Source organism: Vibrio sp. HI00D65 (genome assembly GCF_001635455.1).
GTDB lineage: Bacteria > Pseudomonadota > Gammaproteobacteria > Enterobacterales > Vibrionaceae > Vibrio.
In genome coordinates this window covers 1-25,070 of record NZ_LWEH01000225.1, presented here as the reverse complement: position 1 = coordinate 25,070, position 25,070 = coordinate 1, and the positions used below count along the sequence as shown (strand labels likewise).

General features: G+C 44.9%; 20 protein-coding genes and 1 pseudogene. 16 read left to right on the top strand and 5 right to left on the bottom strand.

Going from position 1 to position 25,070, the window contains the following annotated elements; translation table 11 throughout:
- Window positions 1-52: 52 nt before the first annotated feature.
- The 13 genes from A3712_RS16335 to A3712_RS16275 all read left to right on the top strand — a co-directional run bounded on the left by A3712_RS16335 (window position 53) and on the right by A3712_RS16275 (window position 17,628).
- On the top strand, window positions 53-973 hold the full coding sequence (locus A3712_RS16335) for a hypothetical protein (protein WP_063524287.1): 921 nt from the start codon (window positions 53-55) through the stop codon (window positions 971-973).
- Window positions 974-1,169: 196 nt separating this feature from the next.
- The gene (locus A3712_RS16330; RefSeq protein WP_063524286.1) at window positions 1,170-1,859 is read left to right on the top strand and encodes a hypothetical protein; all 690 of its coding nucleotides are present in this window, start codon (window positions 1,170-1,172) and stop codon (window positions 1,857-1,859) included.
- 317 nt (window positions 1,860-2,176) lie between these two features.
- Window positions 2,177-4,774, top strand: a complete 2,598-nt coding sequence (locus tag A3712_RS16325; RefSeq protein ID WP_063524311.1) for a hypothetical protein — start codon at window positions 2,177-2,179, stop codon at window positions 4,772-4,774.
- Between the two features lie 92 nt (window positions 4,775-4,866).
- A complete protein-coding gene (locus A3712_RS16320; RefSeq protein WP_063524285.1) occupies window positions 4,867-6,501 on the top strand; it encodes a carboxylesterase family protein in 1,635 nt (544 codons plus the stop codon).
- Window positions 6,502-6,828: 327 nt separating this feature from the next.
- The gene (locus A3712_RS16315) at window positions 6,829-7,611 is read left to right on the top strand and encodes a winged helix-turn-helix domain-containing protein (RefSeq protein WP_063524284.1); all 783 of its coding nucleotides are present in this window, start codon (window positions 6,829-6,831) and stop codon (window positions 7,609-7,611) included.
- A 184-nt stretch (window positions 7,612-7,795) separates the two neighbouring features.
- The gene (locus A3712_RS16310; RefSeq protein WP_231891833.1) at window positions 7,796-8,116 is read left to right on the top strand and encodes a hypothetical protein; all 321 of its coding nucleotides are present in this window, start codon (window positions 7,796-7,798) and stop codon (window positions 8,114-8,116) included.
- 290 nt (window positions 8,117-8,406) lie between these two features.
- Complete coding sequence (locus A3712_RS16305; RefSeq protein ID WP_063524283.1) at window positions 8,407-9,126, top strand: GntR family transcriptional regulator; 720 nt, start codon at window positions 8,407-8,409, stop codon at window positions 9,124-9,126.
- A gap of 37 nt (window positions 9,127-9,163) precedes the next feature.
- The gene (gene prpB, locus A3712_RS16300; protein ID WP_063524282.1) at window positions 9,164-10,060 is read left to right on the top strand and encodes a methylisocitrate lyase; all 897 of its coding nucleotides are present in this window, start codon (window positions 9,164-9,166) and stop codon (window positions 10,058-10,060) included.
- A 159-nt stretch (window positions 10,061-10,219) separates the two neighbouring features.
- Window positions 10,220-11,410, top strand: a complete 1,191-nt coding sequence (gene prpC / locus A3712_RS16295) for a bifunctional 2-methylcitrate synthase/citrate synthase (RefSeq protein ID WP_063524281.1) — start codon at window positions 10,220-10,222, stop codon at window positions 11,408-11,410.
- A 78-nt stretch (window positions 11,411-11,488) separates the two neighbouring features.
- A complete protein-coding gene (gene acnD, locus A3712_RS16290; protein WP_063524280.1) occupies window positions 11,489-14,143 on the top strand; it encodes a Fe/S-dependent 2-methylisocitrate dehydratase AcnD in 2,655 nt (884 codons plus the stop codon).
- Window positions 14,144-14,152: 9 nt separating this feature from the next.
- Window positions 14,153-15,325 (top strand): 2-methylaconitate cis-trans isomerase PrpF, encoded by a 1,173-nt coding sequence (gene prpF, locus A3712_RS16285; protein ID WP_063524279.1) that lies wholly within the window; start codon window positions 14,153-14,155, stop codon window positions 15,323-15,325.
- 327 nt (window positions 15,326-15,652) lie between these two features.
- Window positions 15,653-16,132: a GNAT family N-acetyltransferase gene (locus A3712_RS16280; protein ID WP_063524278.1), complete on the top strand. Its 480-nt coding sequence runs from the start codon at window positions 15,653-15,655 to the stop codon at window positions 16,130-16,132.
- Window positions 16,133-16,215: 83 nt separating this feature from the next.
- A complete protein-coding gene (locus A3712_RS16275) occupies window positions 16,216-17,628 on the top strand; it encodes a bifunctional NUDIX hydrolase/phosphatase PAP2 family protein (protein WP_063524277.1) in 1,413 nt (470 codons plus the stop codon).
- Between the two features lie 77 nt (window positions 17,629-17,705).
- Here A3712_RS16275 and A3712_RS16270 read toward each other — a convergent pair whose 3' ends face one another.
- Complete coding sequence (locus tag A3712_RS16270) at window positions 17,706-18,515, bottom strand: Cof-type HAD-IIB family hydrolase (protein WP_063524309.1); 810 nt, start codon at window positions 18,513-18,515, stop codon at window positions 17,706-17,708.
- A gap of 184 nt (window positions 18,516-18,699) precedes the next feature.
- Between A3712_RS16270 and queE the strand changes: the two genes are divergently transcribed.
- Together queE and queC are read left to right on the top strand one after the other, a co-directional pair.
- Window positions 18,700-19,368 carry a 7-carboxy-7-deazaguanine synthase QueE gene (gene queE, locus A3712_RS16265; RefSeq protein ID WP_331710902.1) on the top strand — a complete coding sequence of 223 codons (669 nt, stop codon included), beginning with the start codon at window positions 18,700-18,702 and terminating at the stop codon, window positions 19,366-19,368.
- Window positions 19,369-19,431: 63 nt separating this feature from the next.
- A complete protein-coding gene (gene queC, locus A3712_RS16260; RefSeq protein ID WP_063524275.1) occupies window positions 19,432-20,127 on the top strand; it encodes a 7-cyano-7-deazaguanine synthase QueC in 696 nt (231 codons plus the stop codon).
- Between the two features lie 104 nt (window positions 20,128-20,231).
- Here the strand turns inward: queC and A3712_RS16255 are convergent.
- The 4 genes and pseudogenes from A3712_RS16255 to A3712_RS16240 form a co-directional block, all read right to left on the bottom strand.
- Window positions 20,232-20,501, bottom strand: a pseudogene (locus tag A3712_RS16255) (GGDEF domain-containing protein); the annotation flags it as partial.
- Between the two features lie 255 nt (window positions 20,502-20,756).
- Entirely contained in the window at window positions 20,757-21,107 is a 351-nt protein-coding gene (locus tag A3712_RS16250) for a DUF2750 domain-containing protein (RefSeq protein WP_004738289.1), read from the bottom strand.
- Window positions 21,108-21,242: 135 nt separating this feature from the next.
- Window positions 21,243-21,860 (bottom strand): OmpA family protein, encoded by a 618-nt coding sequence (locus A3712_RS16245; protein ID WP_063524273.1) that lies wholly within the window; start codon window positions 21,858-21,860, stop codon window positions 21,243-21,245.
- Entirely contained in the window at window positions 21,860-23,167 is a 1,308-nt protein-coding gene (locus A3712_RS16240) for a TolC family outer membrane protein (RefSeq protein WP_063524272.1), read from the bottom strand. Before A3712_RS16240 ends, A3712_RS16245 begins: the two co-directional genes overlap by 1 nt.
- A 403-nt stretch (window positions 23,168-23,570) precedes the next feature.
- Between A3712_RS16240 and A3712_RS16235 the strand changes: the two genes are divergently transcribed.
- Window positions 23,571-25,070, top strand: a 1,500-nt coding sequence (locus A3712_RS16235) for an Ig-like domain-containing protein (RefSeq protein WP_157618790.1), incomplete at its 3' end; no start/stop codon positions are given.

Below are 25,070 nucleotides of genomic sequence, written 5' to 3'. Positions count from 1 at the left end.
ACTAACCAAGCGGGCTGTTTTCAGCCCGCTTTCTCTCGATAGGGGTACAACCATGATACGTCAATCCATCATCACTATTTTGGCTTTAAGCTGTTCTTGGTCAGCAATGGCAGAATGCCCTGAAAATCAAGTTTGCTCGAACTCTACGTCCGCCATTTCAGGCCACGGTTACCCAACGGATATGCCCGAATGGAATTTCGCACCGAGTGAGAACAACACCATAGGCACAGGCCCCATCTCCGTTCGTCCTATTCAAGATCTCGACCCCGATGGCGATGAGGTCATTGCCGATTCAAAAACCTACCAGTGGTGTAATGATCAGGGAGAGTGTTTTGCGAGTTCGCCAACCCTGACCATCAACCCATCGGATATTGATAAGGTATTTGATAAAGGCGTGGGCTTTAAACCTCTGACCGTGAAATACAGCGGTCAGGTCGAAAAGGGCTATCCGGAAGCAACGCGTACTTTTGAAAGCGAACCGTTACCCGTGGCGCTCGAGTACCCGCCAGATGGCACCAAAGGCATCTGTTACGAGGCACAATCTGTCAATACTATGCAAATCTCCGTTGGCAATATTGGTTCAAATGTATCAGGAAGTCGGCAGTACCGGTTGAGCTTTGAGGCGCTGGCGTTTGATTCCGTGCCGGGCGTGGTTGAAACTTCAGAATCGGCAACTGCACCTGATGTTAATTTCTACCCCTCGACCCCAAAATTTAAAAGCAAAAAGCTGCCTGAAACACTGGTTGTCGACTTCTCATACGATGGCAAAAAACCGATACCGATTACGCTGACCAAGGGATCGATCCCCCCTCAATGGGGTTACGTGTCATATAAAACGGCTGGTTCCGAAGTGGATTACCCGAAGACAAACCCTGAAATAACCATCACAGATCTTAGCTTTGATTTCAATATGGCGGGCAGTGACCAAGACAGACGAACAAGCATGGTCCATTGCCAGCAGTTTGACCGCTAACCAATCGTCTTTATATCAATCAGCAGTGGGTATCAATCGGCTGTAGGATGGCAGTTTTTTCTCGCCGTTGTATGCCACTCACTCAGCACGCATAAAATCACGATTCAATGCGCCCGTTTGTACCGCTTTTAGAACGGGCTGATTCGTGCCTTTGAATCATTTCCCTTTTTATTTAATCACCAAGAGACCAACAACCATGAAATTTTCTCCTATTTACGCGGCATTGCTCACCAGCTTAGCCGGCATTTCAGTAGCGCATGGCGCTCAACACACTCAAAACATTGCGGAAGGCTATGGCGCGGACAATATCACCCCCCACCTTAAGTGTTTAGATTTCAACCCTGCTGGTGCCAGTAAATACTGTGTGGCTAATTTTAAACCTGAAGGGCTTACTTTAGGGCCTAATCAAAAGGTCTTGATCACCACGCCGGTCTCGTTCCCACAGGGCGAATGGTACCCAGAGCAAGCCCCCGTTGGAGTGGTTATTCGTGGCTCTGATGCTCATGATTCTACTTGCTCAAGCTTAGGCAACAACCAGTGGTCGTGCTTGATTCCTGAAGCTGGTTTCCACAGTACGGGTATGCAAGTTGAGCTGTGGGTGGCTGATGGCGTGCGCAGAATGTGGGGCGGCGAACTGACCGTCGACGACTTGGTGGAGCCGGTACCGATGGAGGCGTGTATTGATCGCGCCATTGCCTCGATTGAATTGTGGAAACACCAGGGGTTTGATAGCTACCGTTATACCGCAGAAAAACTTCATTTGGCGCTGGAAGGGCTACCGACCATTCCTTACCAAGACACCATCGATGAAAATGCTCTGATTCTGGACATTTTACACACCTGCGCCTTGCAAAATGACGAGGTGCCTGCGCTTCTTCAGCCATAACACTGGCGATTCTTTCACTGAGTACGCCCGCTTTCTACGAAGCGGGCTTAATTAGCTAACTCATTGAATTAACAGCCTCTAAAAAAAGCTCATAAAACCTAAACTAACGGTAATTCACTGTATTTCACGCCGAATCAAGCACAAGCTTGGCGGGTCTTTAAACGTCGCTTGCTGTTGGCTATGACTTCCAACAATTGCCATTTGGCTGATCACGTTCAATGGCATTCGTTGCCAACGAATTCGCAGCGGTTGAGGCTTTGAAGGCCTTTATCTCCATTTTAATACTGTTACTTTCAATCAAAGAGACTGAAATCTTAATGAAATTTTCTCCTATTTACGCGGCGTTGCTCACCAGCTTAGCCAGCATTTCAGCAGCCCATGCCGCTCAACACACTCAGAACATTGCGGAAGGTTATGGCGCAGACAATATTCCGCCCAACAAGCAGTGTTTAGATGTCAACCCTAATGGTGCCAGTGCATTTTGTGTTGCGAATTTTAAACCAAAAGGGCTTACTCTAGAGCCTAATCAAAAGGTATTGATTACCACGCCGGTTTCGTTCCCACAGGGCATGTGGTTCCAAGAGCAAGCGCCAAGCAAGGTGGTGATTCGTGGCTCTGATAATCACAATTCTACCTGTTCAAGCTTGGGGGATAGCCAGTGGTCTTGTCTGCTTCCTGAGTCTGGTTTCCATAGCACGGGTGTTCAGATAGAACTGTGGGTGGCCGATGGCGTGCGCAAAATGTGGGGCGGCGACCTCACCATCGATGATTTGATCCCTGATGCGCCTGCAATTGAAAACGCATCCGCGACATTTGCGCCTGCAAAAGGTGACAACCTGACCCGAGACGGCAAAATGTGGCTAGCGACCCAAACGCCAATCGAAGTTACGTTAGACTTTGATTTAAAGAATGACAGCGCAAACAGTTTTGCTAACCAACCTATTCGAGTGCTACTGGAAAAAACGGGCGGTACTGGCGATGACAACACCCTACCAGAGTGGGTAACGCTATCAGGCCAAAGCCAAAGCATCAACAGTGGTCACAACACCATCACAGGTCAGGTTATCCCTTCACAAGGTTGGGATTCAGCGGCGTTCTACAGTGTATCGCTGGGTTATAAGCTGAACGACAATGACACACCGGTTTCTTTTGTTGATCCGCAAGGCCGCACCACAATGACAGGCCAGGGCGCTTACTTGAGTGCATCGCCTATGCGTATTGTCGATTCTAATAACCCAGACAGTACCTGTGTGTTGACACAAAACACCCCGGAGTCGTGTGACTTTATTGCCAACGGTAGCGGTGTAAAACTGACGGGTCTTAATGTATGGCAAGATGATGATAACCGACAAAGCATTCAAGCGGGCACCCAAACTAAAACGTTACAAGGCGGCCACGTAATAAACGACGTCGCGTTCGATCTTCAAACCACAGGCAAACAGACATTTACTTGGAACAACGTTTCTACGGTTGTTACGTACAACACTGATGCCAGCCAAATTGTGCTTGCCGATGCAGATGCAACGAACGATGTGATTTACGATAACGCATACATCAATGGTGCTGTTACTAAGGTGACAAACAAAGGTAACCGAAATGGCAGCCGTGAAGCGCGTAACACTGGTATTCAAGTTTCACTTGATACACTGGATCACAGTGCCATTTCAGGTTTGGAAAGTGTTACTTGGTCGGCAGAGTATCCGCTGGTTGAGTTTGTGAAGGTATACGCTCCCGAGCTACCAAGCCTAGTAGAAGAAGGTTTGAAACTGGTAGAGAAGGCAATCAATGGCACTATCTTAGCGAACTCTGTTGAGTTCTCTGAAGATGGTCAATTCTACTTAGATGTTGCTTCTCTTAACGATGGTATTACAGACGCAATTGCAAACTTAGGCAGTCAGTATGACCAGTACTTCCCACGTTTTGCAAACGTTGTACTCCCACTGGACCTTGTCGCGCATTACCGTGTACACGGTGTTGATAAGGTGAAGTCAAAACGCTTCAATATTGCGATTGGTGACCGAGGTAAGCGTATTGTTAACTTCGATAGCAATGGTAACGTACAGTGTTTGACCAATGTTGGCGGTAAGTTTGCTTTCCAAGATTGTGACACATCACAAGCGGTAAATGAAAATACCGACCCTAATGTGCTGTTTAAATTTGTACCAGCGGCGCCAGGTACCATCACACACCCGACGAATGTATTCCAAGTTCGCCCAGCGAGCGATGATACACAGTGTTTAACGGTAAATGGTTACAGCAGTTACAATGTGGTTAGCCAAGGATGTAATGTAGACGCTGGTGTATCTCAATTGTTCTCTTTTAAAGCGCAATCTGATAACCACCTAGAAGAATCTATTGTTGCTTCAGGCAATACTGCAGAGATGACGATTTTTTCATTGTGGAATGGTCGTGTCTTTGACCGCAGTGGCGGTGGTGCTGGTGGTAGTCAATGGGGGGATTTGATTGTTTACCCGAAAAATGGTGACAAGGGTTCAATGAACCAACACATGTTTGTTTCTCGTTTCGGTATTCAAAATGAAGCGAACCGACCACAAACTGTACCGGTAGATTTGACTATGAGATGTCAAACGGGTGGCTCATTCCTGAATTACTGGAGTCGTATCCAGCTGACCGCGACCAACAACTCAGATTACGACGCGTATGTTCGTGTTAACTGGAATGAGCGTTGGGAACTGGTTCGCGCGGGCACAACTCGAATGGTCGATAACCGTTTAATGTCTATGCCAGTGGCTTTCGATCAGGTGTATCGTTTCTTCCCAGAGTTTAACCCACACAATGCATTCTTCTCATTGCCAGCGAATGAAACGAAGTGTGAAGCGGGAATGGGCCGACCAAATCTTGATTTCACTGAGACGAAGAAAGGCTACAACGCTTGGACAGTCGCTCCTGAATAATAGTTTGTAAGCATAGGGAGCAAGGTGACAAACCTTGCTCCTTTTTTTCGATTTTTACAAATAACACTGATTCTCTATTTATGAGTAAACCGATGAAAAGTACGTTATCAATCTCGATTGCAAGCGCCGTTCTAGCGTTAAGCAACCAAGCCATTGCTGCACCCAATGTGGATATCGAAGGGGCGACACTACAAGGCCTAGCACATTCGCCGGTGGGCTATTCATCACAAGTTGATGCGTTTATGGGCGTAAAATATGCTTCAGCAGAACGCTTTCAGGCACCCAAGCTTAATCACTTTGAAGCTGGCGTTCATTATGATGTGACTTCTGCAGGGGATATCTGCCCGCAAATACCTCACACAATGGAAGCGAACGGCGTAGTACAAGAAACACAAAGTGAAGACTGTTTAAATGCGAACGTTTGGCGCCCATCAGGTGTTGAACAAGACGAAAAGCTGCCCGTTTATGTGTTCATTCATGGCGGTGCATTTGAGCTTGGTTCTAGTACAGTTAAGCAGTTTGATGGCGCGAAGCTTGTTGCTAAAAATGCAGATGAGGGCAACCCCTTTATTCTAGTTAGCATGAATTACCGTTTGGGTATTTTTGGCAGCTACTACAGTGAGCAACACTCTGGTAACTACGGTATCCAAGACCAGAAGGCAGCGTTGCAGTGGATTCATGCCAATATTGATAGTTTTGGTGGCGATGCTGACAACATTACTCTGTTTGGCGAAAGTGCAGGTGCGATGTCGATTGGCATCCAATTAATGGATGAACAACAAAACTCTCACCTGTACCAACGTGCCATCATGGAAAGTAACCCATATGGCGTTAAGTACAAAGATGCCGAGTCAGCGAAATGGGTAGCGGGTATTGTTCAAGATAAGCTTGGAAAGGACAAAGACATTACTAGCGTGCCTTTTGAAGAGATCGTGGATGTTCAGGTTCAAATGAAAGCTGTAGCAACGCAGCTGAATAGCTTGACCAGCATTACCCCTAAAACAGCGGGTCTGTTATCTTGGGCACCCTATGTCGATGGAGAGACTGTCCCGTATCAGCCGAGTGAACTAAAGTCAGTAGATGGTGTTAATGTGACTCTGGGTTTCAACCAAGATGAGTCGAATATCTTTGTTGCGCCGTTTGATGCGCTTCTTGATTTACCAGGCAGTTATAATTCACTGATTGATCTGTTTTTCGGTGCAGATAAGGGTTCTAAGCTGCGCAATATCCCGGAGTTCAAATTAAGCTTCTGGAACACCACCGCAGCAAAGCGTAAAGCCAATGCCCGTAAACTAATGAATCAAGTACTGTTTGCGTGTTCATCTCAACAGGTTGCGCAAAACTTGTCAGCTGGAGGTTCGAATGCGGCGCTGTACCAGTTCAACTATCAACCTGATTTTAGCCTGTGGCCTGACTACTACGTAGAGAGCTTTGCCAAAACGTGTAAGCCATCTGAGAGCTCATGTCATGGTGCAGAACTTTCTTTCATTTTTGGCAATGAGGTGAATGCAGTCTCTGGACCTGCTGAATTCTCTAATAAGGACAAGTCTGTTAAAGATGCTCTTATGTCACAGTGGTTACAGACTTCTACGTTCACACCATACGCTTTAGAAAAAGACAATGTGACGGTCTTTAACACTAACGGTGAGTTTGTTATGGAAAATGATTGGGACAACACACTGAATGCCAGCTTATGTGAACAAGTAAACCAAGTGATGGTTTTTTAGAGTGTTAAACAAATAAATGTGTTTTAAAACTTTATGTGTTAATTAAAACCTTCTTATTTTTATAAGTAATCGTTAATCAAAAAAATCAAAACCACGATCAATGAATATGGTCGTGGTTTTTTTTTGTAAAAGATATTTTAAGGTGGATTTTTAAACATTTTCCTTGTTTTTTTGTGAAGCGATCCAGTGTAATTTAATCGTAAATGAATGAATTATTTCAGAGTGTTTAATTACGTATATATATCAAGTTGCGTACTCGTTACAATTACTTGTCGATATAGTTAGACATTACATAAATTTATTCATTTCTGTGGAGTTACTCTATCAATGAACGTAGAGTTTGATAGTGGGAAAAATAAAATAACTTACCGAGAGAAGGAGTTACTGCTCAATAATAACGAGTTTAAGCTAGCTATTCTCCTATTGGAGAAGCAGGGAGAAATGGTTGAGAAATCGACCATATTAGATACGGTTTGGAAGAACAAGGTGGTGACTGAGGGGTCGATAAAGCGAAGCATTTCGCTTTTGAGAAAGGCTTTTTATGATCTAGAAGCGAATGTTGACATTACGGCATTCCGTGGTGTTGGTTACAGCATAAACACTAAATTGAATGTGTTTATTGATAACACACAGATAAGCCTAGACTTTGAAGAGCCAGAACTTGAAAAAAAAGAGCCGATATATCAGCAAATTACTAGCAAGATATCAACCAAGACAAGACCTATTTTAACTTTCTTTATTAGTTTGAATCTTACAGTTGGTGGTTACTTTTTGTACCAGGATTATGCTTACTCAGGTCTATCCCAGATCTCCCCATATATGCAAGATTCTTTTATATCATCTGACTACCATCTACAGGTCTTGGAGAGTCAGGCAGGAAATAATATCAACCTGATCACTTTAAGGGAGCATACTACGCCGAAGCCATTATTGGAGCTTATTAGTAAACTGAAAACTAATATGACGCTATTTTATCAAGTTGAAGGTAGGAAGGTTTACTTCGCCTACGCGTTAGAAGATGTATCGCAAAACTCTTATGCCAATAACTATATAATATCAGTTCACTCTCAAAATGAAAAAATTAAAAATATCCTTGAAAAATTTCAATAAGTATCACTTTTTCTTTCTGTTAAGTTTAGTTTTTATGCTTTTTTCTTTTATTAGGCATTATACGCATCAGAATCGTCATAACTTAAGCTTTGTCTACAACTATAAACAGTACGTTGAGAGAAAAAATGAACTCAAACTCAAGACATTAAGCTCGACTCACTTTTCCGATGAACATTTTTCCATCATGTCTTATTCTTATTCAAACAGTGGCGATGGAGTATTGTTTACTTCTGAAGCGCAAGTGGTTGAAAGGCATAAAAATGTTTTCGAGTACTGTCTATATGATTCTGAACTAGAGGACTTTACTGAGCACGATACTGCTCCATATTTTGAAGAGTTGTTTTTTACGGCATCTGAGATCGTAATGAAAACACGAACCCGGGATGTGAGTCGGAGTGCGGTGAATTACTTTAGCCAACATATCGTACTTATCAAGGGCGGAATATTTGAGTTCCCAACGTTGGTATCGCGTTCTCGCAGTCAACAATACGTGCCAATAACCTGATAAAACAATAGCTGTTCCTTAATGCCTGTAATCAAAGCACGAGTAACACAGTAAATGTCCAAGATGTGCTGTTTCGTATCAAACCCCTCACTTACCTCGTAATACGCGATTAAGCTCTGCTAACGACTATTCACCAATCCTACACCACCTTGTTGAGCTTTTTAGTGTCATACCTTAGTCTAAATTGTCGACAATCCTCTTGATTGTCGACAATTTGATCGTTTATTTTATATTTATGTTATGGAATTGTTTACAATTAAGCTCAGCAATGAGAAGTGGGCAGCGTGAATATGAATACCGCGATCAAAGATCTTACCTTAAGTGCCAACACCAAAACGCGTGTTGGAGACAAAGAAAACACCAAGTCAGAAAGCCTGACGGAATACTTGGTTGAAGCGATAGTCAACGGTCACTTAGCGCCGGGCAGCAAGATCTCTGAACCCGAGTTAGCCAAACGCTTTGAGGTAAGCCGAGGCCCATTACGTGAAGCGATCATGCGGGTCGAAGGGTTAGGATTGATTGAGCGGATTTCTCATGTTGGCGCACGAGTGATTACCTTTTCTGCTGACAAGCTACTTGAGCTTTACGCGGTTCGCGAGGCTCTAGAAGGCATGGCTGCTAGGCTAGCAGCAAGACACATCACACAAGAAGAGCTTATCGGGCTTGAAGGATTATTGTCGACACATTCAAAACATATCGATGAAGTAGAGGGTTCTTCCTACTTTCATCAACACGGCGATTTCGATTTCCATTATCGAATCATAAAAGCCAGCCGCAACAGCAAACTTATTTCTTTACTGTGTGATGAGCTTTACCACTTGTTGCGCATGTATCGCTACCAATCGCCACGTGCACAGTCTCGACCAAAAGAGGCGCTTGATGAACACAAATATATCCTACAAGCAATTCGTAACCGTGACGAAGAGCTGGCAGAGATGCTGATGCGACGGCACATCTCCGGTAGTCGTCTGCTTATCGAACAACAAATTCAATCCAAAGGTGTGGATTAGAAACTTAAAAAATTATCATTAAACAGGGAGTGTCATTATGAAGTTATCAGCAGGAGCGAAATTCCGCCAAGCTGTGCAAGACAATGATCCACTGCAGATCGTCGGCACGGTGAATCCGTATTGCGCGATCATGGCAAAGAACTTGGGTCATCAGGCAATCTACTTGTCTGGTGGAGGTATCGCCAATGCGTCTCACGGTTTACCTGATCTGGGTATTACCACATTGAATGATGTGTTGGTGGATGTGGAACGGATTACCAACGCGTGTGATTTACCTTTGCTGGTGGATATTGATACGGGATTTGGTGGGGCGTTTAATATTGCACGAACCATTCGAGCGATGGAAAAAGCGGGCGTTGCTGCCATTCACATGGAAGACCAAGTGGCTCAGAAGCGATGTGGTCACCGACCAAACAAAGCGATTGTTAGCCAACAGGAAATGGTCGATCGAGTAAAAGCGGCAATCGATGCAAGAACTGATGAGAGCTTTGTGATCATGGCTCGAACCGATGCACTGGCGGTTGAAGGCATCGACATTGCGATTGAACGCGCGATTGCGTGTGTTGAAGCGGGTGCTGACATGATCTTTCCTGAAGCGATGAATCAGCTCGACCAATACGAGAAGTTCTCTGAAGCGCTCAAATCAGCAATAGGTAAGCATGTGCCAATCTTGGCCAATATCACCGAATTTGGACAAACCCCACTCTACAACTGCAAAGAGCTAGCGCAATCTCATGTCGACATGGTGCTTTATCCACTCAGTGCATTCCGCGCAATGAACAAAGCGGCAGAGAATGTTTATAAGCACTTGCTAGTTGAAGGCAATCAGGAAGCACTATTGGATTCAATGCAAACCCGTAAAGAGCTCTATGAACACCTGAATTACCACGACTACGAGAACAAGCTGGATCAATTGTTTTCGAGTGAAGAATAAACACAGTTTCAAACATTAAAACATCAACTTAATCCAATAACGTGAATGGTTAGTCAGCCACATCGGGTCCGTGAAATCGAATGAGATAGTTGCGGTCACTGAATATAAATAGTCAGCACCAGAGAGTGCAGGGCGGCTAACCCAGAAAAGGAGTTCATCATGTCTGTATCTTTGAGTGATCAAGCAACTGTCGATAATGGTTCTGCAGTAAAACAACAAGCAAGTGTAGCGCCAGCGATTGGTGGCGCTGGTCTACGAGGGCAAAGCGCGGGGTCGACGGCGCTATGTACGGTTGGCAAATCAGGAACGGGTTTAACTTACCGTGGCTATGACATAACCGACCTTGCGAATCATGCTCAATTTGAAGAAGTAGCACACCTGCTACTAAGAGGTCATTTACCTAGTGAAAAAGAGTTAGACGACTACAAAACATTGTTGATTGGTTTACGTGGCTTGCCTGAACCGTTGAAAGCCGCTTTAGAGCTTATCCCTGCAGATGCTCACCCTATGGATGTGATGAGAACAGGCTGCTCAATGTTGGGTAACTTAGAGCAAGAATCTGACTTCTCTGAGCAGCTATCAGCAACTGAACGTATGCTTGCACTTTTCCCTGCCATTATCTGCTATTGGTATCGCTTCAGTTACGGTGGTGTGCGAATTGATACACAAGACCAAAGCGAATCATGTTTGGGTGGCTATTTCTTGAAGATGCTAACGGACAAAGCGCCGAGTGAGCTGCACAAGAAGGTCATGCACTGTTCGCTTACGCTTTACGCAGAGCATGAATTTAATGCTTCTACCTTTGCAGCTCGTGTTTGTGCATCAACACTATCAGATATTCATTCGTGTGTAACAGCAGCAATAGGCACATTAAGAGGCCCTCTACATGGTGGCGCGAATGAAGCGGCAATGGAAATGATCCAAGATTGGAAAACCGCCGATGAAGCAGAAGCCAATATCATGCAGATGCTTGCTAATAAAGACAAAATCATGGGCTTCGGTCATGCCATTTATCGTGACAGTGACCCACGCAACGCGCTAATCAAACGCTGGTCAAAAGAGCTTTCTCAAGAAGCGGGAGACGAGCAGCTTTACGCGGTATCTGAGCGCGTTGAAGCGGTAATGAAGCGTGAAAAAGGCCTGTTCTGTAATGCGGATTTCTTCCATGCTTCTGCCTATCACTTCATGGGTATTCCTACCAAACTATTTACGCCTATCTTTGTGATGAGTCGCCTTACCGGTTGGACGGCGCATGTGTTCGAGCAAAGAGAAAACAACCGCATCATTCGTCCAAGTGCAGACTACACCGGGCCAGAGCATCAAGACTGGCTACCTATTCATTTACGTTAATCCTTTTGTCTCAAGGCGATTTATATATCGAGTTGTCCTTGAGAGCCAATGAATAGAATCTTAGATAATGGTGTATGTATGTCTGATGTGAAAATTGAGAAAAACCAGAGCCTTGATCAAAATATAGGCGTTGAAAATAGCCAATACAGAAAGGTTCTACCGGGAACTGGCTTAGAATATTTCGATGCCCGTGAAGCGGTAGACGCGATATCTCCGGGCAGCTATAAAACCTTGCCGTATACGTCGAGAGTATTGGCAGAGCAATTGGTAAGACGTTGTGATCCAGCTGCTCTTGAAGATAGCTTGAAACAAATCATCGAGCGCAAGAGCGACTTAGACTTTCCTTGGTATCCAGCGCGTGTCGTGTGTCATGACATTCTGGGTCAAACCGCTTTGGTTGATTTGGCGGGCTTAAGAGATGCGATTGCTGACCAAGGTGGGGATCCAGCCAAAGTAAACCCAATGGTCGAAACTCAACTGATTGTGGACCACTCTTTAGCTGTGGAGCATGCTGGGTTTGATAGCGAAGCGTTTGATAAAAACCGCGCAATTGAAGAGCGTCGCAACGAAGATCGTTTTCATTTTATTGAATGGTGTAAAACGGCGTTTAAAAACGTGAGTGTGATTCCTGCTGGCAATGGAATTATGCACCAGATTAACTTGGAAAAGATGTCTCCGGTCATTCAATCTAAACAAGGTATCGCGTTCCCAGATACCTGTGTTGGCACCGACAGCCATACGCCTCATGTTGATGCGCTGGGCGTTATTGCGATTGGTGTCGGTGGATTGGAAGCCGAGACAGTGATGCTCGGTCGCCCTTCGATGATGCGTTTGCCAGATATCGTAGGCGTTAAACTGACCGGTCAGCGACAAGAGGGCATTACAGCAACCGATATTGTGCTCGCAATTACCGAGTTTCTTCGCAATGAAAGGGTGGTTTCAAGTTACTTAGAATTCTTCGGTGAAGGCGCTCGTGCACTGACCATTGGTGACCGAGCGACTATCTCAAACATGACGCCTGAATACGGTGCGACGGCGGGCATGTTCTACATCGATGAGCAGACCATTCAATACCTCAAGCTGACAGGTCGAGCTCCTGAACAGGTTGAGTTAGTCGAGCTTTACGCTAAGCAAACCGGACTGTGGGCGGATGAGCTCGATTCTGCTCAATATGAGCGTGTACTCGAATTTGATTTGTCGAAAGTCGAGCGAAACCTTGCAGGGCCTTCGAATCCTCATCGCCGCCTACCAACCAGTGAGCTTGCCGAGCAAGGTGTCAGCCAATCTTCTTGGAAAACGCAACACGCTGAACAATATAGCGAAGAGCAAATGCCGGATGGCGCGGTAATTATCGCCGCGATTACCTCTTGCACCAATACCAGTAACCCAAGAAACGTGGTAGCAGCGGGACTAGTAGCGAAAAAAGCCAATCAACTTGGTTTGGTTCGCAAGCCATGGGTGAAAACGTCATTTGCTCCAGGATCTAAAGTCGCCAAGCTCTATCTAGATTCAGCAGGTTTGCTCCCTGAACTGGAACAGTTGGGTTTCGGCATTGTTGGCTATGCGTGTACGACTTGTAACGGCATGAGCGGGACACTGGATCCTCAAATTCAACAAGAAATCATTGACCGCGATCTCTATTCAACAGCGGTGTTATCAGGAAATCGAAACTTTGATGGTCGAATTCATCCCTATGCTAAACAAGCTTTTCTAGCGTCACCGCCATTAGTGGTTGCTTATGCCTTGGCTGGTACGATTCGCTTTGATATCGAGAAAGACAGCCTCGGCACAGACAGCAACGGCAACCCTATCTATTTAAATGACTTGTGGCCAAGTGATGCGGAGATCGATGCGGTTGTTGGTGAGCATGTTAAACCTCAACAGTTCCAACAAATTTACGTGAAAATGTTCCAGCCCGATGATGAGCAGCTAAGCAGTGAGCCGCTTTACGATTGGCGACCTAAGAGCACTTATATTCGTAGACCGCCTTATTGGGAAGGTGCGCTCGCAGGTGAACGAAGCCTTTCTGGTATGAGACCTCTAGCCATTTTAGGTGACAATATCACCACCGATCATCTTTCACCATCAAATGCGATTCTTGCACCAAGTGCGGCAGGTGAATATCTCGCCAAAATGGACGTTCCAGAAGAGGACTTTAACTCTTACGCGACTCACCGAGGTGATCATTTAACGGCACAAAGAGCCACCTTTGCTAATCCGAAACTGTTCAACGAAATGGTCAAGGAGTCAGGTGCCGTGGTCCAAGGTTCACTAGCTCGAGTTGAGCCCGATGGGCAAGTTACCCGAATGTGGGAAGCGATAGAAACCTACATGAACCGTAAACAACCTTTGATCGTTGTTGCAGGCGCAGACTATGGACAAGGTTCATCACGCGACTGGGCGGCTAAAGGTGTGCGATTAGCGGGTGTTGAAGTGATCGTCGCTGAGGGCTTTGAGCGAATCCACAGAACCAATTTAGTGGGTATGGGCGTCTTACCTCTGCAATTCAAAGAGGGGACGGACCGCAACACCTTACAACTCGATGGTACTGAATTGTACGATGTGTATGGCGACATCCAGGCGGGGTCAGATTTGGCGTTGGTCATTACTCGTAAAAGCGGTGAAAAACTAGATGTACCAGTTACTTGTAGATTGGATACGGCAGATGAAGTGAGTGTGTATAGCGCTGGTGGCGTATTGCAACGCTTTGCCAAAGACTTTCTCTCGCAATAGGATCCTGTGATGAACGTTAAACAGATAAAAGTCCCGGCAACTTATATGCGTGGAGGCACCAGCAAAGGTGTTTTCTTCTGCTTGAATGACTTACCAGAAGTGGCACAAGTTGCGGGGCCAGCGAGAGACGAGTTTCTTCTGCGTGTGATTGGCAGCCCAGATCCTTATGGTAAGCAAACTGATGGTATGGGAGGCGCGACGTCCAGTACCAGTAAAACCGTTATCGTGTCGAAAAGTGGTAAAGCTGGTCACGATGTTGATTACCTCTTTGGGCAGGTAGCCATTGATAAGCCGTTTATCGATTGGAGCGGTAACTGCGGTAACTTGTCTGCTGCAATTGGTCCGTTTGCTATACACCGTGGTTTGGTCGATTCAAGTCGTATTCCGGAAAACGGATTGGTCGAAGTGAGAGTATGGCAAGCGAACATAGAGAAAACCATTATTGTTCATGTGCCCATCGTGGATGGTGAAGTCCAAGAATTGGGAGATTTTGAGCTCGACGGTGTGACTTTCCCCGCCGCTGAAGTTCAGGTCGATTTTCTAGACCCGACAGATGGGACTGGGTCGATGTTCCCTACAGGAAATGTGGTCGATTTCTTAGATGTTCCAGATCTAGGTTGCATCAAGGCGACATACATTAATTCGGGAATACCGACTATTTTTATTAATGCAGAATCGGTTGGATATAAAGGCATAGAGCTTCAATCAGATATCAACAGTGATCCAAAAGCTCTAGAAATGTTTGAGTCTATCCGAGCGCATGGCGCAGTTGCGATGGGACTTATTGATTCGTTAGAACAAGCGGAATCACGCCAGCACACCCCAAAGGTTGCCTTTGTGGCGAAGCCTCAAACGTATCAAGCTTCAAGTGGCAAGGCAGTTGCTGTCGCTGATACCGATCTGTTGGTCCGGGCTTTGTCTATGGGGCAATTGCATCATGCCATGATGGGCACAGCTGCGGTTGCGATCGCTTCAGCGGCAAGTGTCCCCGGGACTTTAGTGAATTTAGCGGCGGGAGGAGGCTCTCGTGACTTTGTGATTTTTGGTCATCCATCAGGAACGTTAAAGGTTGGTGCTAAAGCGATCCAGACTGAAAATGGATGGAAGGTAGAGAGGGCGATCATGAGTCGTAGCGCCCGAGTGATCATGGAAGGTGCCATTCGTGTACCTTTTTCTAAATAAAGCGATTCTGCGGCTGTCTCAAGAACCAAGAGAAGATGTACCCTCATTAATAAATCTTTTTTACTTTTTTTGGGGATTAACGTTGTGCGTGTGCAATGGTCTAAGGTTGGTGGAATTGAAATTGCTCAGGGGTGTAGGAAGGGGGAAGTACAACCTTCCTGCGCCAATATGTTTACAACACCCTGAATTAACCACCATAATGTGGTCATTTTCGTATCCAAAACATCCGCTCTAGACTACGAGTTATTTCAATCACTTGTGTAGATATCAATGGCAAGTAAACTAGACTCAATTTAGCTATTAACTCGTTTGAGAACCGCACTCGCCATGAATGTCACCCTAAGGGCCGCAAAGCACACCGATCTAGAACAACTTAATGAGTTGATGTTTGATCTTCACCACCACCATCATATAGCCTGCCCTGAGCACTTTAAAACCGCAGAAGAGATCGAGCAGGAAAAGAGTATCGCAAGATACTTGGATGATCCTGAATGCTTGGTGTATGTAGCGTTAAAAGGTGAGCTGATTGTTGGCTTCATTTCAGGGCATTTCTGCGAGCTGATCTCTACTGTGAGTAAGCCGGTTCAGATGGGGAGTGTCGATGAGCTTTTTGTTTTACCGGAATACCGAAAAGCGGATGTGGCTCAGTCGCTGTTTGAGCGTATCGAATCTACTTTCGAAGACTATGGTGTCGCGCAAGTGTTCGTCGAGGTTTGGGACTTTAATTCACCTGCCAAGGACTTCTATCAAAAAATGGGGTTCACACCTCACATTCAATGGATGAGAAAGGCTTTGCACAAAACATAGACAGCGATTTTGTGTGTGTTTCATTACAATAGTTCAACTGCGATAGCAGTCTCCATTTCTTCTATTATTTGTAGGTAAATTCGTTGGCTATTCGATATCTATTGATTTTTATTATTTCTCTGTTGAGTACTACTCCCGCTTTGGCAAACAACACCTTGCCTGATCATATTGCGGGCGCCTTGTGTGTAGTACGTGCTGATAATCAAATTGTGTTAGTTGATGAGCTGATCACGGGGCAATTGTCTCTCCCAGGAGGCACCGTAGTCGCCGGTGAATCACCTGCTATTGCAGCGCAGCGCGAAACCTGGGAAGAAGCGGGGCTATCCGTAACGGTTGGTGATGTACTTGGTTACACTGACAGCGCTGTTATTTATGATTGTATCTCAGATTCTGAGGTGATCAGTTATCAAGCTCGAAACGAGATAGGTGGCTTTGAATTACCTATTTGGTTTGCTCCGCATTATGGAGTGGAAGTGAGTAGGGCGATGTTGCTTCCTCCTACTGCGCTACCAGCAAATCAATACCGCTACCCAGAACAGTGGTCTGAGATTTATAAGCTGTTTCTATTAGCGACAAATCAGCCTGTGACTTATGTGACGGAGCTGGTGGGGGCAGCGCCAAAAGTTCATCAAGTTGAACTAGGTTGGATTGTCTCGTTGCAAAACATGTTCGATAACCTACCTAGTATCTTTTCTAATACGGTTCTATTGACCGATCTACTCGCAAAACCGTGGGCTTTCATTGTGATTTTGCCGCTAATTGCTTGGTATTTTGGTCGCAAGTTTGCGTTGAAGTTCGGTTTCACCTTGATTTCGGTGACACTGCTAACATTAATCGCGCACCAAGGGTTTGGTTTCCCACGTCCGCACGCTTATCTTCCAACATTGAAGCTCGTTATGAGCAGTGGTTATAGTTTTCCAAGTTTGTTGGCAGCGCTATGGGTGAGTTTAACTTTGTTGGTGTTGTGGAAGTTAAAACGTATCTTCGAACAGAAATCGATACTGATAGTGCTAGCTGGGCTATTTTGGATTATGCTTTTCAAAGCTTATACAGGCAGTGCGTTTTTCAGTGATGTTTTGATGGGCGGTTTGTTAGGCGCCTTAACGACTTGGCATATAGTGAGACTTGATAGTAAACCCGATGTTGATATTAGTGTGCTATTGAGTTCCAAAGGTGTGTGGTGGGGTTTATGCCTGCTATCAATCGTACTCACGGTTATCTGGCCATTGCCAACGTTCTCATTCTGGGTCGCTATTTTAATGACTATTGCATGCTTGGTAACGTTAACGGACTCGAAACCTTTAACCGGCAAGTTCTCATTTAAGATTGTGCTTGGTGTTATGGTGATGTTGTTAGCGGGAAATCTGTTGATTAGCTGGGCTGGGAGCTTTGTATCATTTAGTGGTATCGCTTCATTTATTGTCGATACGCTGCGTTTCCCAATTTTGATTTTGTTTGGTGTTGTGGCATTTCGTATGCCTTGGGCAAGAAAATAGTCGAACGATACTTGTTAACTACAAAAAGGCTGTGCATTGCACAGCCTTTTTAGTCTCAATGATTTGGCATTTAATCGTTATGAGTTGAAGATAAACTTTTCAATCGCGACCGCTACACCATGGTCGTCGTTGCTTGCAGTGATATGATCAGCGATATTCTTGGTTTCTTCCATCGCGTTGTCCATTGCAATTCCTAGGCCCGCGTATTCGAGCATATGGTGGTCATTTTCAGCATCGCCCATACAGATAACTTCTTCGGCTGTAATACCTAAGTGTTTGGCAATAGCTTCAATACCGACACCTTTGTTTGAGTTAGGATTGAGGAACTCTAAGAAGAAAGGAGCGCTCTGCACAATAGTAAAACGATTCTTAAGCTCTTGTGGCAATTTACTGATGATGTCTGTCAGTTTCGTTGGCTCAGCAACAATCATGGTTTTAATGATTTCGTGGTCGTCCTCCAACTGAGAAAAATCGAATTCGGTGATCTCTAAGCCGTTAATGCGAGCTTCAATGCCGGTGTATTCGTTGTTCTCTGGTGTAATTAAGCCATGAACTTTGCTGAATGCATGGACATAGCCACCAAGCTGCTCGGCAAGTGCTGCGATTTCTTTTGCCGCTTTACCATTACTGATCTCGCTATGAATGATCTCTTTTGTCGATACATTCTGAACCATAGAGCCATTGTAGAAGAGTACAAAGTCATCCTCGCCGTTAATTGAAAGCTCGTCGAGTTTGCTCTGCATGCCTTCTAAAGGGCGGCCAGAAGCCAGAACGACCTTCACACCGGCAGCACGAGCCTTGGCTATTGCGTCTTTGTTCTCTTGAGAAATTACTTTATCACTGTTGAGCAGCGTACCGTCCATATCAAGAGCAATCAGTTTGTACATGTTGTTCCTTACTAAAAATAAAAAGCTAACGAAATCTGATGGGCGAAAGGATAAGGGAACTAGAAACGCTAGGCTAGGGCTTTGATTAAGTGATTTATCAGTACTCATTTGTTTGACCAAAAGAGGCAAGTGCTTTAAGGTCTGCGGTTGATTAATTTCATCAAATGATTGAGCTGAGGGAAAGTTGTACAAGATTAACGAAATGTTTGAAACCATCCAGGGGGAGGGCGTGTTTACCGGCGTTCCTGCTGTTTTTGTTCGTCTGCAGATTTGCCCCGTAGGCTGTTCTTGGTGTGATACCAAACAGACATGGGAAGCTTTGCCAGAAGACGAGACTAGCCTTGGTGATATCATGGTTAAGACAGAGGATTCACCGACTTGGTCTTCTATTGATGCTCAAGGAATCGTGAATGAATACATCAAGCAAGGTTACACTGCAAAACACATTGTGATTACAGGTGGTGAACCATGTATCTATGATCTTGTCCCTCTTACTGAAGCATTTGAGAAACACGGCTGTCGCTGCCAAATTGAGACAAGCGGTACATCTGAGGTAAAAGCGACACCAGATACTTGGGTTACGGTGTCACCTAAGGTGGCAATGAAAGCGAAACTGGAAATCTTAGACAGCGCTTTACAGCGTGCTAACGAGATTAAGCACCCAGTAGGGACAGGTAAGGACATCGAGCAACTTGATGGTTTACTGGAACGAGCAGAAGTATCTGACGATACTGTGATTGCTCTACAACCAATTAGCCAAAAAGATCGTGCGACGAAGCTTTGTATTGATACCTGCATTGAGCGCAACTGGCGCTTATCAATTCAAACTCATAAGTACTTGAGCATCGCATAGTTTGTAACATTGCAGGGTACTTACCCGTTGTAGAAAGCTCGTCAGTTTTAGGTAGGAATGGAAATGAAAAAAGCAGTTGTAGTATTTAGTGGTGGTCAAGACTCAACCACATGTCTAGTTCAAGCACTGAAAGAGTATGATGAAGTTCATGCGATTACGTTTGACTATGGTCAGCGTCATAAACTCGAGATTGAAGTCGCTGAATCACTAGCTAAAGAGTTAGGCGCGAAGGCGCATAAAGTGATGGATGTGACTCTTTTAAACGAGCTAGCTATCAGCTCTTTGACTCGTGACGATATTCCTGTTTCTCATGAACTGCAAGAGAACGGATTACCGAACTCGTTTGTTCCTGGTCGTAACATTCTGTTCTTAACGCTTGCTGGTATTTACGCATATCAAATTGGCGCAGAAACGGTGATTACTGGTGTATGTGAAACGGACTTTTCTGGCTACCCTGATTGTCGTAATGATTTTGTAAAAGCGATGAACTCTGCGTTAGTGCAAGGTATGGACAAGCAGCTGGATATTAAAACGCCACTAATGTGGCTAAACAAGGCTGAAACTTGGGCTTTAGCCGATCAATACTCAGCACTTGAGCTTGTGCGGAATAAAACCCTGACTTGTTACAACGGCATCATCGGCGATGGCTGTGGCGATTGCCCGGCATGTGAACTGAGAAAAGTTGGCCTAAACGACTACCTAGATGATCGCGAATCTATCATGGCTGAACTGGTTCGTAAGCAGGCTGAGAATAAATAATCTCAGGCAGGTCAATGGGGGCGTTATACGCATCAATGATGCAGTTTCGGCCGTTACTTTTTGCCTGGTATAGAGCTTGGTCAAGCACTGAATAGAGCTCATCTATCTTCAACGAGCGCGGCAACAAATGCTTGCTCTATGGCTTGATACTCACTGTCGTTAGATGCAATGCCATAAAATGGTTGTTCTCGCTCGCTCATGTATTGATATAATAGACCTAAAAGGTAGAGCTTTTTTCCATACGAGTTTGTACTCATGTAGCGTGTTTGAAGCATGGTAAGTGCACGAGAAGGGGAGTGACTCAATGTCGTAAGATAGAGTGCATTCCAATCAGCATTTGGAGTGTCGGTAACAGCCGCATTTGGCAACGTGATAGATGAGTCTGAAGAGCGACTTAGAGTGACTGGTTGGCTGTGAGTTGGAAAGTAAACCAAGAATATAAAGCTGAGGAAAATCGAACGAGCCACAGGAAACTATCAATTAGGATAAAGAAGGATATTCTATGGTTAGTTTGATCTTGCTTCAAATTTCATGGGTATTTGTAAGAGGTATTGCGAAATAGAACTCTAATTTATTCAGTTTTATCAGAGAGATATCGGCCATACTATTTGTACGGCCGATATTTGAAATTAGATGTATAATTTCGCTAGGTCAGAAGGTTCAAGCTCTTTGCCTTCTAGAGATTCGTTCCAGTTAACACCTACCAGTACGCCGTCTTCAGCAAGAGTTAGTAGCCAATCTTCTACAAAGATGTCTAGTGGGATTTCTAGTACTTCAAAGTCAGCCCACTCTTCAACGTTGTGAGTTTGAGCATCTTCTTTTGAAGACCAGAAAGGCATCACTTCACTGTTTTCGAATTCACTTGAGTCACATGCTAGCCAACCTTCTTCGTTGCGAAGGCCCCATACCAGTTTAGTTTCTTGAGTTTCAGAAACGAAAAGTTCTAGATTTGCTTGAGTATCAGCTGTTAGTTTGCTCATGAATTAATTCTCTATGTTGATAACGTGGCAAGATTAACATTATAGACGGCTTAGGTACATGCTATTCAAGGAATTATCATCGCACTGAAATGTTAACTTAAGATAACGTTTCAGTGCAGTTAGGTCCGACGATAGTTACTTTTTAATCTTAGTAAAGATGTGCCATTCTTCTTTGATATTTCCTTTAAAACCGGCCACAGAAGCAACGACTTTACGGTGAAGTGCGTGGTTGATTTCGGTGTCGTTGCGACTGAACTCAACATCACCATGACCAATGGTGTTGACTCTAGAAGGTTGAATGCCGTTGCTGATAAGTGCACGTCTAACGTTGGCAGCACGCTCTTTTGACAACTTAAGATTATGTTCGGCATTACCTACCTTACTAGCGTAACCTTGCAATTCAATAGTAGTGCTCCCGTAACGCATCAAAAAGGCAGCCATTTGGCGTATCTGATTAAGGAAAGCTGGGTTAATTTCTGTAGAGTTATTGGCGAAGAGTATATGGAGCTCTTTCTTCTCCGACGATTCGAAATATGAACCACAACCGTCGTTATCTATTTCTGCACCAATCTGTGTATCGGCACACAAATCACGCGCATTGATTACCCCATCGTTGTCGTCATCTTGCAGATCGTAAATCTGAGTGACAGGCGGAAGGGCACGATATTCAAATTCATCCTCATTGTTGTTACCTAAAGCATGGGTAGATACAACAATGAAGCAAAGCGATAAAACTGTGTTTGTTAGCTTCATTAATAATTCACCTTTTCATTCCATTCTTCAGGGATCTCAACTCGCAAGCCGGTAAGTAGATTACCAGTTGCGTTCATCACGCGATATTTCGCATATTGCTCGTCATACTTGGCATCCAAATAGCCTTTACGAGCTTCAAACAGTTCATTCTCGGTGTTGAGCAAATCGAGAAGGGTACGTTTACCGATGCGATACTGTTTTTCATAGGAGATAACGGTATCTGATGCCGAATCTACGTGATCAGATAGGAACTCTTTTTGTTGAACGGTGAGGTCAAGCGCACTCCAGGAAAGACGCAAACTTTCTTCGACATTGCGATAAGTGCTTTCGCGGAGATCTTTGGCTTTATTCAGTTGGTAGGCTGCACTCTCAGCGCGGTCTTGATCTGAACCACCGTTATAAAGATTGTACCTTAAGCGAACCATTGCAGAGAACTCATCACTACCGCCTTCTGTACCACCGGCATCATCGCGCCAGGTTTGAGCGGCTTCAAAAGACACGGTTGGGTAGTTGGTGCTTTTCGATTGCTTATATTGAAACTTTGCTGAGTCAACGTCGGCTTGCGCTATCTTTATTACTGGGTGTTGATTGAATGCTTTTGCCAGTGCACCATCGATTGTGTATGGAATAGCGCCCGCATCGGCACGAGGGAAGGTGAGTCCTAGTGGCGATTGACCAACAAGTCGCTTGAATTGGGTATGAGTATCAAACAGGTTATTTTGAGCCGCGAGTAGGTTGCCATGTGCTTTTGCAATTCGAGCTTCTACTTGAGACATATCTGCTGTCGAGCCAATCCCAGATTCGACGCGTTTGCGTATATCGCTGTATATCTCTTTGTGTGTTGCTAGATTGCTTTCAGAAAGTGACAGTACTTCATAGGCCTTCACCGCGTCGAGGTAGACTTTAGTTACTTCTAATGCGATGTCTTGAGCGTTAGATAGGAGCTGGTAGCGTACAGACTCAGCATCGGCTGCAGTACGGTCGATATCATTCGATGTGTTAGCGCCGTCCCAAATTAGTTGGGTTAGTGTGATCGTTGCTTCTTTACGAGTCAGGTCGGTTGTATCGGCATTTGTGGCAAGGTCTGTGTGTTCGTATCCTATGCCACCGTCTATATCGATACTAGGTCGGTAGGCTCCACCAGAAGCATCGTTTAGGTAACGCTTACTAATGTATTCGTTGTAAGCACTTTTGATCTCAGGGTTACTTTGTAAAGTAAATCCTACGGCCTGTTCTAAGGTTTGTGCACTAGCAGTCAAGCTTAATGCGATTGCTGATCCTAATGTTGTTGCTTGAGTGCAATTCAATTCCCGTCTCCCCAAATGGACTGGCACCAAAATCTGAGCTTTACTGTATAAAGACATCAAACTTAGGTGAACCGCCAAAAAAATAACGTTCGCTCTAGAAGCTACCGTGTATGTTTGTAAAACTTGTTAACTGACCGATGTGCGGTTTATGTTGTTTTTAGGTACATAAATCTTATATTAATATTCTCATTATCTCTCGTTAACACAATAACTTATATTGATGTTTTAATCACCTGAATTGTCACTTGCTGTGATCATTGTCATTACCTTGTATCTAAGGTTGTTAAATAATAGATTCATAACTATGAACAATATGATTCTAGATGTTATATTCTAACTAATATTATAAAGAGATGTCACTATTTTGACGTTGACAACAAAAGATGGGTTTTTAGGGGTTAATATGGACATTACAACATTGAATCTAGGCGGTGCATTGGCACTAGGCCAGCGCATCGTTATTTCAATAGATGGCACTATTAAAGTCCTAGAAGAAGGTGAAACACTTCAGGCGGGAGATGTCGTTCTTGAATCTCTAAATGAATCAAATGGCCCCGATGTATCCGTGAAGCGCTTCTCACCAGAAGACGGTGAGCTTGAACTTGATCAAGATATTGCGAACATTTTTGAGGCTCTAGAAGAAGGACAAGATCCCGCTGAATTAGGTGAAGAATTCTCGACGGCTGCCGGTCAAAATGGTTCAAGTCCAGGCATCAGTGGCACCATTAAGCGAGATGGTGAAGAAACTATCCCTGATACCGAGTTCGTAACCGAAGGCTTGGAAGCGTTGGGCATCTCTCGCACTCAAAGCTTGAGCCTTCTTGATGCCTATCGCTCTATCTCGGAATCTTCAACGCAGTCAAATACAGCCCCTATATTTACAGATCCCAACAATGTTGTTGTCGGAGATACTGTCTCTTTCACAACGGATGAAGATACCCCTGTAAGCGGTAGATTAAATGCTTCTGACGACGATAATGACGCTCTTACGTTTAGCTTGTCACAATCTCCCGGTAACGGTTCAGTTGTTTTAAACAGTGACGGAAGCTGGACTTACACTCCAAACGATGACTTCAATGGTGATGATAGTTTCTCTGCCATGGTATCCGATGGCCAAGGCGGTACTGATACGATCACCGTAAATGTTGGTGTTAACCCAACCAACGACACGCCAGTTATCACAGACGTCAATGGCAATCCACTTATCGATAGTGTTTCTGCAACTACCGACGAAGATACCCCAGTCAGCGGTAGCCTATCAGCATCAGACACTGATGGTGATTCATTAAACTTCTCCAAAGGCACTGATCCATCCAACGGCACCGTTGTTGTCGATGAAGACGGTAATTGGACTTACACACCAAACGAAAATTACAACGGCAATGATAGCTTCACTGTTGTTGTTAGCGATGGAAATGGCGGAACAGACACTATTATTGTTGATGTTGGTGTGGAGGAAATCAATGACGGCCCAACCATCGATGTGGTGGCAGAGGCAGCGTTCAATGAAAACGATGCGGCGGTAGATACCGTGGTGGCGACGTTCACGGCGTCGGATGAAGAAGACGGCACACCAAGTGTGGCCTTCACGACGGGCACAAACACCGATGGTTACTACGCGATCAGCGGCACCGATGTGGTACTGACGCAAGCGGGTGTTGACGCGGTGAATGCAGGCGAGACACTGCCAGCGGTGAGCCTAACGGCGACCGATAGCGACAATGCGACGGCGGTTGACAGCGATACACCAACTTATAACGCTCAAAATGACGGCCCAACCATCGATGTGGTGGCAGAGGCAGCGTTCAATGAAAACGACGCGGCGGTAGATACCGTGGTGGCGACGTTCACGGCGTCGGATGAAGAAGACGGCACACCAAGTGTGGCCTTCACGCCGGGCACA